Below are 12,822 nucleotides of genomic sequence, written 5' to 3' on the forward strand. Positions count from 1 at the left end.
TCACCACATTTATATTTTCAAAAAAGATATTTGTAATTAGTTACTATTGGGTGTCTTTTCATTTCTTTGTGGTAGCGCACAAAATTAATAATAAGTTAATTATTAATGTAATAAGGATTATATTTTATATCTATATAAAGTAAGTTGATTCGCCAGCATAATATTACAGAATGTTTTTTCTGTGGCAGAAAATTAAAAAATCGTTTTCGGTTAGTTATTGTAGGGGTTTTATCACTTCCTCAATGCACTTGTCGTTAAAAACAGAAAATAAAAATAAATCCATTAATGATTTTATAAAAACTCAATTTAAGACAAGATAAAAATAATCAATTAAAAAGGTTACTCATCATGACTAAACAATTTCATCCTAATTTAAATGTAGATGCATTATTTTTGGGACCAAAATCAGAAAACGCTGTTTTTTTTAGAGAGATGATAGATTATGCAGTGAGCGAACATTTACACTGGCGTTCAGGTTTTCACCCCGAAGATTCAACCCTAGTCACATCCGTTGATCGCTATGAACATAACTATAGAGAAACACTTTATCGTACAGAAGGGATCTTAAATCAGCTGTCAGCAAAATTGAAAAACACGTCTATTCCTTTCTTTTCTCCTCGTTACCTTGGCCATATTAATAGCGATACCTTAATGGTTTCTAATCTTGCCTACGTTATGGCCATGATGTACAACCCGAATAACTGTAGTTACGAAGCGTCTCCAACAACAACAGAATTAGAGCTTGAATCAGGATTAGATCTTTGCCGCATGTTTGGTTATGACCCGAAAAAGTCCTGGGGACATATCACATCGGGTGGCACAGTAGCTAATTATGAAGGGCTGTGGGTAGCCAGGAATTTAAAAACATTGCCCTTTGCTATATCTCAGCATCCTAAAGCAAAAGATCTCATCGAACATAAAACGTCCCGGCAATTGAAAAATATGCCAACCGCTGAACTTTTAGATCTGATTACCGCGCTACAAGAACGTGAATTGTTTGAAGAAATTCGCGACATGACATGCCGTGGTACGGGAGTTAAAGCAGAAATTCTAGGCAAATTACTGGTTCCACAATCCAAGCACTATTCTTGGATGAAAGCTGCAGATATTTTTGGTATTGGCCAAGAAAACATTATTCCATTACCTGTAAATGATAACTATCAAACTGACATTGCCCAAATACGGAAAATCATCTTTGAATTAATTGAACAAGGTGAACCAATCCTGGCAATGATTGCCGTGGTGGGCACAACGGAAGTTGGAGCCATTGATCGGATTGATGAAATCATTGCGTTGAGGAAAGAGTGTGAGGAACGTTATGGCGAATCATTCTACATTCACGTTGATGCAGCTTATGCAGGATATGCGTGTTCCATGCTCCTAAATGAGCAGGGTGAATTTGTAGAATATGATGAGTTGGCCAGTTACCACCGTTCGGTGGGGATTATGCCGGAAAATATCAATTGGCCAAAACCTGAAGTTTACCAAAGCTTCAAGGCATTAAAAGAAGTCGATTCGATTACTGTGGATCCACATAAAGTTGGTTTCATTCAATATGCAGCGGGAGCTGTCTGCATGAAAGACAAGCGTATTCTCGAATTGATCTCTTCACATGCAGCCTATGTATTTGAAGACCACGATGAAAAAACAAATAGCGTCAGTCGGGGAATTCTTGGTTCATCCATCATGGAAGGTTCAAAATCGGGAGCAACAGCAGCGGCACTTTGGGCTGCTCATCGTCTGTTACCTTTGAATATTAATGGATATGGTAAAATAATTGCGGCGGGTATCGTCACAGCACAAAGGTTGTTGAATAAATTGGCAAACTTACCACCAATAGAGATTGGTAAACATCAATTTGAAGTACATATCTTTCCATCCCCTGATTTCCATATGATCAACTTTACGTTCAAAGAAATTGGCAGCGAAAGTCTGAGCAATCATAATGCGCTTAACAAGCGTTTATACGAGCTTTGCTCATATTCCACAGGACGTGCTTATGCCAATGATTTTCTCACTTCCTCAACCATATTAGATTATAAAGAATATGGTGATACACCGTGGCACTATGCAGAGAAATGCGGTTTTAGCCGTAATGAATGGGAAAAAGTACGCAATATCTATGTACTACGCGCAGCGGTAATGACTTATTGCTTACGCAATGAAGAGCACTTTGAAGAGTTTTGGCAGCAACTTCAAGCTATCTTTGTGAAGAAATTGAACCAGATTGTTGATGAAGAAGAGAAAAAGTCCCGGTTAAAATTAGAACTAGATACACCATTTATTGGTTAATAAATATCAATTTAAATGTTTATACCAATAACTTCAAAATGCATGTGATTTCTCCCTGCTTTGCAGGGAGAAATCACGTTTCACAGCGTGTTGTAAATTGTGCGTATATCGATATTGTTTAACTAATTGAAAAACTGCTTATTAATTAAAAAAAGAATTATATTTATCTAAGCTCTTTCTTATTTCAAAAACCCACAACACAAACATAATCATTTGAAATATAAAACAATAAATAAAAACAACAATCTATCAACATAATAATGTGATTATTATCACAAAATAAAGATATTATCAATGCGAACTGAAATTATTGATGTTTAAATCATAAATCATCACGATTAAATTTATTCTAAATAAAAACATAATATTTATTAATTAAAAAATAGAAATTAAATATAAATTAACGGCTTTTATTATTTAAATATGATTTTTATTACACATCAAATAAATTAACCAAATCATCAAAGAATAAAGAGTCAATATAATCAAAAAAGATTAAAATATTTTATCATTTTATATTAATTTTTTTATAAAACATAAAATCACCAATAATCTCTAACTAAAGAAGGAATAATATATGTCGTTTAAAATCGAGCCTATCAAGGGAAGATTTGGTGCTTATATAACCTGCCAAAGTCTTTCAGAGTTATCATCAGAAGAATATAAAAAAATAAAGTTATACTTATCAGAATACGCTCTATTGATTTTCAAAAATCAAAAGATGGATGATGAGGCACTAGTGAATTTTGCACAGTATATAGGAAGCGGAAGACTCGAAGAACCAGCCAGAAAAATTTCATTATCAGACAATCGAAAATACATCGCTTATTTAACAAATATTTGTGATAGCAATGGTGAACAATTGGGTTTTGCCGGAAATGATACCGACTTTTGGCATTCTGATCAGGAGTTTAGGATTAATCCGGCCTCCGTTAGCATCTTATATGGTGAAGTTGTGCAGTTTAGTGGGGGCAATACATCCTTTGCTTCAACAGCGGTAAACCACCTTGGTTTCACCCATGATGAAATATCGATAATGAATAATTTGTATTCTACTCGCCAGCCAGCAGCTTCACATGACAATGTGCCTCATATTACCGTTGCTCATCCGGTCATGCTCGAAAATATACAAACGAAACGACGTTTTGTTTATGTTAGTGAAAATACTATCGCATTTTTTCTCGATAAGAAAATATTACCAAACTCAGACATACTCAAAAACGCCATTTTAGATAAGATCTTGTCACCAGAAAATATTTATTCCCATCAATGGGAAGAAGGCGATTTGTTACTATATGACAATAGCCAACTTTTACATCGCCGCGAATGTTTTACCGGAAATAGATTTATCAAAGGATTGAAAATATATCCTGATACATCCTACCAACCGGAGATACCTGGTTGGACTGTTGGGGGGAATTTGATATGAACCTATCAAGAGAAAAAGAGAAATCCATTACTCAATTGATTAGAGATAGTAATAAAAAATATATTCATGGGCGTAATCTTAGTCCTGCCGAACCTATGTTAATCAGGGCAGGAATAGCGGGTGATTTGCCATTTAATAGCTTAACCACAGATGTCGTAACTGGTTGTTTACCAGAAAGTATGGCTTGTTATGGCATGTGTTTTTCCGCTATCTCTAGTTGGGAAAATGGGATCGACTTTGGTAAACGTATCGATAATCACTTGGATGAAGATATTTTTTCCGGCGATCTACAAGCATTACCTGATTCACAAAAATACGTCAGATGCGGGTGGAATAGTGATCCTTCATGGAATTGGGCCGTATCTACGCGAATGGCTGAATTGGCACGAGAAACTGGGATCTTAATGATTTTCATCACCAAATTCTTTAAAAAGATGACTGATGATATTGCGCAGCGTTTAATCACGGTAAAGGCTGAGATGAGAGTTTCGGTTAGTGCATTAGATACCAATGAGCAATTAAAGAAACGGCTCGCTTTTATTGAGTATTATCGCAACGCAGGAGGGATCGTGATCCCCATTGTGTTAACAACATTCTTTAAAGATATTGGATTGATGGAACGACAACAAAATATTGTCGATTGGATGGTAATTCATGACTATCCGGCAGCCGAAAACAGCTTGCGATTCCCTAACAAGGCTAAAATTTCTGAAATTGTTGATCCTGATATGGTTAAGCCATTGGATAAAGGCGACGAATTTTGGAGTGGTCGGTTATACCCTGATCAGCTCGTATTTCCTACCACAACCACTGTTCCAGAAAATTATCAAGGGATTAATAGTGGTTATCTTTCCGAACTGGATATGGATGAAATCCATCAATTATTCCTTGATCCCGTTAAAACACATCAAGAAGTTATGCAATCTAACTTGCCGTTGTCCAGTCCAAAAATGTGCGGAGTCTCTGATATGCATCGCCGTGCCCAAGAATATTGAGAAGGTGTAAAAATGAAAATCAGCGAAATAGTAGAGTCAGAAAATGGCTCCAAGAAATATTTGCTATCAGCAAATGACTCAGATTTAAGAAAAAGCGTTGAATCGACTTTCTTTATGCATACAGATCAACATTTGCCTTATCTCTGCATATCCAGCCAATACGGTTGTGCGGTTGGTTGCGTGTTTTGTGAAACAGGCAGACAACAGCCGTTGGGAAATATGACAACAGAACAAATAGTACAGCAAGTCTTGTTATGTCATGAACATTTATTGCATTCAGGAGCATTGGGTGACAGCCAAAGGCTTAATACGATATTGTTTGCAGGAATGGGTGAGCCAATGTTGAATCTGAAAGAGATCAGCGGGGCAATAACTGAGTTCAAAAAACAAACATTGGCAAATAGGGTTACCCTGACAACAGTGGGTATTCGCCACGCTGGAGATAAAATTTATGAGCTTCCGCTTGATATGATTTCCATTTCTCTTCATGCCACCACAGACGAACAGCGTGACATGCTCATTCCATCAAAAGCAAAATTTGGTATCAAAGACCTTCTTGACCATTTTTCAACATATCATCACCATACAGGTGTACCTGTTATCGTCAATTATCTGATGATAGAGGGAATCAATGATTCCCAAGAGGATTTGGCACGGTTAAAAGATCTGGTGGATAAAGACACATTCATTATCAAGTTAAAGTACTTGAATGAAGTGAGTGATATCAATGGCATAACATTGAATCCTTCAGAAAATATGCCGTTTTTTGCCCAATCACTTACCGAAGCCGGTTTTCGGTGTATATCAGATAAAAGTGATGGAACAGAAATTTGGGGAGGTTGTGGACAATTAAAATCTCAAGTCAGGGATATTCGCAGTAAGTACCGAATTATGTAATGTGTCACTATTACGTCATCAATTGGCTCGTGCGATGGATGCTCCACAAGACATCCATCGCAGATATTCTTTATTTTATTCCCATCCATACAGTCCAAAAATCTTTCTCAACGATATCTGTATCATTACCCAGCGATTTTTCAATATGCTTGATTAGATAAGCTATCTCTTCATCACTTAATTCATGCAATATAGAGCGCCCTTTACGCGCCTGAAGCTCTACGGCTAATTGTGAAAAATTCTTATAGACAGTCTTTTTTTCCAAAAGAGAAAATGCTTTAACTTGTTTAAAACCAACGGATTGTAAGCCATCAATCACTTCAATATTGTCTGGCCTGCGTTGATTTTCAAAATTCATCAGGTGAGGATAGACGTCGAAGATATAACCACGAATATGTTCAGGCGATCCAGGAAATTGGATATCTTGCAAGGTTCTATCCTGCAAGAGATATACTCCGCCAGAACGCAATAATCGATGAGCTTCAGCAAAACAAGAGATTCTATTTTCTCGACGGATATGGTGGATCAGCGCTCTTTCAAAGACAATATCCTGGCTACTATCAGGTAAGCCAGTGCAAAGAGCATCACCTTGTTTGATAACGATATTTGGCAAACCTTGGGTATTTTCCGCTGCATCAGCTAACATCTGTTGGGAAAAATCAACGCAAGTGACTTTTTTAGCGCCCATTTTCCGCCAGGCCAGAGAATAAATACCACCACCACAACCAATATCCGCGATTTCCTTATCACATGGATCGACCAACTTCTGCATTAAATCGAACCATTCTTGTTGAGCCTCACGACCAAAATAAGTATGTTTATTTTCTGGTGCGTTAAAGTTGATTGGCATAATCGTGACCTCTTACGGTTGTTTTAAAATCACTTTTGTAACGTATCAATTGGTGATAGGGATTACCCCCAAAGAAACACCTAATCCCATTAAAATAATGCCAATGATACGATTAAGTACGGTTTGCTTTTCTAACATTGTGGCTCTGAGTTTATGGTGAGAGAAGAAAACAGCCACGCCAATAAACCAGATAAGGTGCATAAGAGACATAAAGATCCCATAACCAATTTGTAATCCAATACCAGTCGATGGTGAAACAATTTGAGTAAATATACTGACAACAAAAAGTGTTGTTTTTGGATTTAATACATTAGTTAGAAAACCTGTCCTAAAAGATGCCATTGAAGCAGTTTTGTTTAAGTTAATATCAACACCAACTGTCGTTTTTGAGATAAGTGTTTTGTAGCCGATATAGATCAGGTAAGCCGCTCCAGCCATTTTTATAGCAAGCAATATATTGGGAGAATGAGCAATCAAAATACCAATACCCAGAATGGAATAAGTAACATGAACCAAGACACCTGACGCTATCCCGAAAGCCGCCACTATACCTGCCCATCGGCCATAAAGATAACTGTTACGAGTAATCATCGCAAAATCAGCGCCAGGGCTGATAACAGCAAGAATAGTAATAACGGCTACAGCAATTAACTCTGTCATTATGTCCTCTGATCATCATTTATCACATTTTACTGACTTATTTTCTTTATTTTTTGGCTAAAGAATAACGATTAATTTACGCTAGAATGATTGAGAAAAAATCAACGATAATGCGCAACACCGCTCAAAAGGACAGCAATGAAAAATCTTCCCTCATTAAATGCACTACGAGTATTTGAAACAGCAGCCCGTTACCAAAGTTTAGTTAAAGCATCGGAAGAATTATTCGTCACCCAGGGGGCGGTAAGCCGTCAAATCCGACAATTAGAAGCTACTTTGGGGGTAATCTTGTTTGAACGGAGAAATAGGGGGATCTTCTTGACAACGGCAGGTGAAAAACTCAAACAAGCCTGCCAACAAGCATTTGGATTACTGACATTGACAATTGATGGGCTTCAACAATCTTCACAATTAACACCATTAGTTGTTTCATGTGAACCCACGATTATGATGAAGTGGCTCATTCCAAAGCTAATAGCGTTTAAAGCAAATCATCCTGATATCGAAATTCATTTAGTCTCTGGGGGTGGAAATATCGATTTTTCACGCAATTCAGTGAATTTAGCTATTCGCCGCAATGATTTTCTTTGGGATAAACGTTATGTTGCTGAACAGTTGGGAAGGGAATGGATAGGCCCGATTTGTTTACCTAACGCAGAAAATCATGTTACCACACACCAGCCACTTACCTTATTACATACCCGTACTCGTCCTGAAGCATGGAATGACTGGATGTCAGAAATTAAGCAAATTATCCCAAAACAGAATGAACTCTGGTTTGAACACTTTTATATTTTATTAGAAGCAGTGATGGCTGGACATGGCGTTGGAATAAGCTCCATATATATGATTGAACAAGAATTGAGTGATAGGAGAATAAGTGCACCTTATGGCTTCATTCCAGATGGTTCTGCTTATTATTTGATATCACCTGAAATTTTCGAGGTTAATACACCACAAGCTATTTTTCTTGCATGGTTGAAAAAAACATTCCATGAAACCCAAATTCGACTTACTGATTTTTGCCGTCATTAATCGCCTGCTGGCAGTTATTATTTTGTGAAGGTGTTTACTATCTTTAATAGCAGTTAATGACGTTAATTAGGTGACGGTGTCACTAACATATCTTTCAGTGTTAGTCCAATTGCTACGATAAAACAGCTTCCCAGTAGCATCACCGTTACTTCAGTACCATATTTTGTCAGCAACATAGTAGCGACAGGAAGTAAAGATAAAATGGTTAGATTATTCAAACTTTCTGAGATAGCCAGTATTTGACCTTTATCCTGCTTTGCACGACTTGCAAGAATTGAAGTGCTTATCGGAGCAGCAAGTCCAAGTGCATATCCCCATAACATCAGACAAGCCAAACTAAAAATCAAAAACAGGGGAAATAACATAAATGCAATACTGGTGATGAAAATTAAAATTATGGCTAACAAAAGAGCACATTCATCTCTGATAATCAGGTGCTTCACGATATTTACGGATAGATTACCCAAACCAAGCCCGATGCCAAATACAGAAACAGAAATACCGACAACTCCTGTTCCCATCACGTAATGATGCCTTAAAACCTCTCCGGCTAATATAAAGGCAGATACTGCTGTACCATTCCAAAGCCCTTTCGCAATAAGGAAGTATATTAAATTTCTTTGGCATCCAATTTGAAACATTGTCTTTTTATGAACTGTTTTTAGGGCGTCAATCTTGTTTGGAATATATTTTCTTCTCAAAACTTTTTTACTTAAAACATAGAGCAACAAACAACCTACCGCACTCACTAAAAATGGCACTTGCCAGTCAAATAACTCTGTCAAGACACCGGCAAAAATAGGACCTCCTGCAATTCCAGCTGTCATACCAAGCATAACAATGCCCATTGCCGATGCCTGTTTATGGGATGGGAAAAGTTCTGCGATCAGCGCAAATATGGTCGGAATTAAAGCGGCTGAAGCAATGCCACCCAAAATACGTAACCCCATTGCAATCTCCAAGTTGGGAGCTATCGTTAATGCTAATCCATCAAGGAATAGAAACAGTAATGATACCAACAATAATTTGCGTCGATTTATCCGATCAGATAACCAACCGAAAATTGGTGCTGCAAGTGCGTAGGCGAGGGCATAACAAGATACCAGCCAAGTGGCCTTGTCTGTTGTTGTCCTAAATGCATCGGCCAAGGGTTTTAGCATGGGGGATAACATAAATTCTGTCGCACCAATGAAAAATACAATAAGTGAAAATATAAGTAGCATCATAGATAGAACAGTACGTGGTGGCATAGTTAAGCCTCCTTCAATATAAGAAATGGGATTGGTAACAGTAGAATTATTTGATGAAAAAAGAACGAGAAATAGGGGAAGTTAGTACGATGATATTAAATAACATACTAGGGATTATTATATATGGCAATTGATCGACTTTACCAAGACAGTGACTTAGCCCAGTTTTATGATTTCGATAACGAATGGGGACCAGATTACGATTATTACGTTGAACTTGCTAAAAATGCTCATGCCATTTTAGATCTGGGCTGTGGCACTGGAACACTCACGAATAAAATTGCCCTCACTTATCCCGATAAAGTGGTATTTGGCTGTGATATTGCTAGCTCCATGTTGGATATCGCTAAATCAAAATCAGCAGGAGCACGAATCACTTGGGTACAATCCGATGCTAAGCAGTTGGCATTATTTCAGAAATTCGACTTAATCATTTTATCCGGTCACGTTTTTCAAGTGTTCTTAACTCATCAAGAGCGAGTTACCGTGCTTAAACGGATTTATGAACACTTGGCAGAAGGAGGACAATGTATCTTTGACAGCCGTAATCCTTTAGCAAAAGAGTGGTTGACTTGGACAATAGCAGATTCTAAACGTGAGTTTATCCATCCAACATTCGGCCCTGTTTTGGCATGGAATGATTTTCGAGTTCACAATACTACTGTGACTTACGGCACTTACTATCAAATTTTAAATAACAAGCAGGAATACCAGGCATTTTCAGCAATTACATTTGCCAGTTTTGCTGAGATCCAGCAAGCATTGGCTGACGCGAATTTAATTGCGACAAATGTATTCGGTAACTGGCAAGGAGAAACTTATCATGATCAGTCAGAAGAAATGATTTTTATCGTAAGCAAGAATAAATGAGACGATAAAAGAAAACTCACTGCCAGCCCTTGCCAGCAGTGAGTTATTTACATTTTACTTCGTCGTAGTTGCTTCAATATCAAGTACATTAATCGGGCCAGCATTTCCTGCCATATCTTCACCATATGCGCAAACACGCCATGGTGCTTCAGATTTTGCTAACATTGTTAGCCTCCAGGGATAGCTATAACCTGTTTTATCGTCACAATTTGTTGTTGCTTTAGACCCATATTTAATTTGTACACTTGAGATATCATACGGGCGAGTGTTAACGGTTATACGCCAAACATCCCCATAATCATCCTTATTTAACACGGGCTTAATTGATGGAGGAGTATTATCAATTTCTCGCAACATGACAGAAGCATCTTTTGTCTTTTGCCATTGTCCATCATTATCCTGGTGAATAACACAGAGTTTATAGATACCTTCTTTATCAGGAAGCAGCATGTTTTGCAGCGGGCTTTGGTTTGCAGGAATAGAAGCACTGTATCCTGCTTCAGCAGAACAATCGATATCACTGATTAATCCTGTTTTATATCGAATATTCTTAACGTTAACATTTTCCTTGATAACGATGTCCCATTTTGCTTTCTCGCCGTCAACAGGATTAACGCTCTGAGTTATCCAACGTGACCAAAGAGGACTTCTTTCCAGAATATTACCGCTGTTATTTTCCAATTTAGACAGATCTAACTTGTTATCCCTGGTCAACGCATTGGCAATACTATCGACAGGGATAAAATAGCTGGCACCTTCTGTTGGAACGCCTGTATTGTTTTCGATAGTACAAGGCCTGCCAAGGCCACAACCGGTCATTCCTGGTGTTACGGTTGTATTCAGCACACCAATCACGTCTGTTTTATCGTTTTCGAAAACAGGGGAACCAGACGTTCCACCAGCGACTCCATCACAATTCACGGAGAAAACCGGAGTCCAAATCCATGGAGAGCCACCCTCATATAAAACGGGTGATTTTCCGGTGATGTTACACTCAGATTTTCTGAGATAAGCGTAATTGTAATCAACGTTATCGACAGGAATATGAGTCAACACAATAGGTTGATGTTTCATATCTAGGTTTTTTTTCAACTTCAAAGGATGATAGCCTTTTTTCGCTAAATCACTAGGGGCTGTTGACGTTTTGAGTTCACCATTTACTCAACCCACATCGGTAACCATATAATGACAAACGCCAGTGCCAACATACTGGCGTAATTTCGCGCCAATTTATCGTATCTTGTCGCAATAACTCGAAAATGTTTTATTCTGGCAAACGCATTTTCGACCAAATGCCGATAACAGTATAAAACTTCATCAATACTTTTATCGGGTTTTCGGCTATTTTTTCGATAGGGAATGACCGTTTTTGAACCTTGTTTTTCAACGAAATCTCTGAAAGTACCGCTATCGTAACCTTTATCCGCGATCACAAAATCGGATGCGGGTGAATGGGTGACCAAACTTTCTGCATGTACAATGTCGTGCGTTTGACCCCCTGACAGCTCAAAATGGACAGGCAAACCATAACTGTCTACGGCCAAATGAATTTTAGTCGAACGTCCACCTCGACTTTTACCGATGGCTTCATCTTCTGTTGAAGCTGCCCCTGAGCTATGTTGATGAGCGCGGATAATACTCCCATCAATGAATAACCATTCGGTGTCTGTATTTTCAGATAACAATTTGAATAATAATTCAAAAACACCTTTCTTTGACCAGGCGTTAAAGCGCTTAAAAAGCGTATTCCATTTGCCAAATTCATCGGGTAAATCCCGCCACGGACATCCCGTTCTCATTCGATAAAGGATCCCTTCGAAAGTCAGGTAATGCGCGTCTTTGTGGTAAATACATCCATGTTGTTGCATTAATACAGCTAGCGTATTCCATAAAGATTTTGATAACATTGTTCTTGGCATGATGAGCTGGGGTAATGGTTTTTTCGCGAAGACAATGATACCAGATCATCATGCTGTTCAAACTTCCCTCCACGAAACGTCAACACGCCCTATAAGTTGCATCCAATTGTAATACCGCAATATCTTCGTATTTCATCGTTGAATATAAAATACGGTTGACTTTTATTGGTGATAACTCTTCTTTCTTATCAATGAAATAGTCTGGTGTATATCGCCAAAATTCAGGTGCAGGTTGATCAACGATGACATCATTTGTACCTACATTGCTATCTACACAGTGCCCTGCGGTAAGTATCAAAGCTGGTGTATCCTCATTCGGTACATTTTCACCAGAAATCAAGGTTGCAGTACAGTGTGAGGTTCCATTGAATTTACCAACAGTTCTAAATTTTTCAGCGCCAGGATCGGTTGATTTCATCAATGGAGCACCATTATTATTTAAAGCTAAAGAACTTGTTGCAACGGAAAATAAACTGATTAATAAGATTTTATGATAAGCCACAATTTTCCTCCTTTGGATCGATTTAATGACTCAAATACATTATCTAATTTAATCATTATTTGGTGCTACCAAGGTGATTTGTGCCAAAGTGGATACAAAGACCTAAAAATATCGAGGAATAAA

12 protein-coding genes are annotated in these 12,822 nt (G+C 37.9%); 6 read left to right on the plus strand and 6 right to left on the minus strand.

Features of this window, described 5'->3' with window-relative positions; all coding sequences use genetic code 11:
- Nucleotides 1-348: 348 nt before the first annotated feature.
- From AAC853_RS09485 to AAC853_RS09500, 4 genes are all read left to right on the plus strand, one after another.
- Nucleotides 349-2,292 carry a pyridoxal phosphate-dependent decarboxylase family protein gene (locus AAC853_RS09485; protein ID WP_340614403.1) on the plus strand — a complete coding sequence of 648 codons (1,944 nt, stop codon included), beginning with the start codon at nt 349-351 and terminating at the stop codon, nt 2,290-2,292.
- Nucleotides 2,293-2,869: 577 nt separating this feature from the next.
- Nucleotides 2,870-3,721, plus strand: coding sequence for a TauD/TfdA dioxygenase family protein (locus AAC853_RS09490; protein ID WP_340614404.1), 852 nt, complete (start codon nt 2,870-2,872; stop codon nt 3,719-3,721).
- Entirely contained in the window at nt 3,718-4,716 is a 999-nt protein-coding gene (locus tag AAC853_RS09495) for a hypothetical protein (protein ID WP_338882289.1), read from the plus strand. The genes AAC853_RS09490 and AAC853_RS09495 overlap by 4 nt, the downstream gene beginning before the upstream one ends.
- Nucleotides 4,717-4,728: 12 nt before the next feature.
- Nucleotides 4,729-5,613 carry a radical SAM protein gene (locus AAC853_RS09500; protein ID WP_340614405.1) on the plus strand — a complete coding sequence of 295 codons (885 nt, stop codon included), beginning with the start codon at nt 4,729-4,731 and terminating at the stop codon, nt 5,611-5,613.
- Between the two features lie 70 nt (nt 5,614-5,683).
- Here AAC853_RS09500 and AAC853_RS09505 read toward each other — a convergent pair whose 3' ends face one another.
- A complete protein-coding gene (locus AAC853_RS09505; RefSeq protein WP_340614406.1) occupies nt 5,684-6,463 on the minus strand; it encodes a class I SAM-dependent methyltransferase in 780 nt (259 codons plus the stop codon).
- A 45-nt stretch (nt 6,464-6,508) separates the two neighbouring features.
- The gene (locus tag AAC853_RS09510; protein ID WP_340614407.1) at nt 6,509-7,123 is read right to left on the minus strand and encodes a LysE family translocator; all 615 of its coding nucleotides are present in this window, start codon (nt 7,121-7,123) and stop codon (nt 6,509-6,511) included.
- 138 nt (nt 7,124-7,261) lie between these two features.
- On the opposite strand from AAC853_RS09510, the gene AAC853_RS09515 reads away from it, so the two are divergent.
- Nucleotides 7,262-8,158 (plus strand): LysR family transcriptional regulator, encoded by an 897-nt coding sequence (locus AAC853_RS09515; protein WP_340614408.1) that lies wholly within the window; start codon nt 7,262-7,264, stop codon nt 8,156-8,158.
- Nucleotides 8,159-8,220: 62 nt separating this feature from the next.
- Here the strand turns inward: AAC853_RS09515 and AAC853_RS09520 are convergent, their stop codons facing one another.
- Nucleotides 8,221-9,408: an MFS transporter gene (locus AAC853_RS09520; protein WP_340614409.1), complete on the minus strand. Its 1,188-nt coding sequence runs from the start codon at nt 9,406-9,408 to the stop codon at nt 8,221-8,223.
- Nucleotides 9,409-9,531: 123 nt separating this feature from the next.
- Here AAC853_RS09520 and AAC853_RS09525 point away from each other — a divergent pair, with 123 nt between their 5' ends.
- Entirely contained in the window at nt 9,532-10,278 is a 747-nt protein-coding gene (locus tag AAC853_RS09525; protein WP_340614410.1) for a class I SAM-dependent methyltransferase, read from the plus strand.
- Nucleotides 10,279-10,332: 54 nt separating this feature from the next.
- Here AAC853_RS09525 and AAC853_RS09530 read toward each other — a convergent pair whose 3' ends face one another.
- From AAC853_RS09530 to AAC853_RS09540, 3 genes are all read right to left on the minus strand, one after another.
- Nucleotides 10,333-11,352 (minus strand): hypothetical protein, encoded by a 1,020-nt coding sequence (locus AAC853_RS09530; protein ID WP_340614411.1) that lies wholly within the window; start codon nt 11,350-11,352, stop codon nt 10,333-10,335.
- Between the two features lie 83 nt (nt 11,353-11,435).
- On the minus strand, nt 11,436-12,197 hold the full coding sequence (locus tag AAC853_RS09535; RefSeq protein WP_340613458.1) for an IS5 family transposase: 762 nt from the start codon (nt 12,195-12,197) through the stop codon (nt 11,436-11,438).
- A gap of 79 nt (nt 12,198-12,276) precedes the next feature.
- Nucleotides 12,277-12,699: a trypsin-like serine peptidase gene (locus tag AAC853_RS09540; RefSeq protein ID WP_340614412.1), complete on the minus strand. Its 423-nt coding sequence runs from the start codon at nt 12,697-12,699 to the stop codon at nt 12,277-12,279.
- Nucleotides 12,700-12,822: the final 123 nt, after the last annotated feature.

Origin of the sequence: Xenorhabdus thailandensis, from assembly GCF_037996785.1 — a bacterium.
Taxonomy (GTDB): domain Bacteria; phylum Pseudomonadota; class Gammaproteobacteria; order Enterobacterales; family Enterobacteriaceae; genus Xenorhabdus; species Xenorhabdus griffiniae.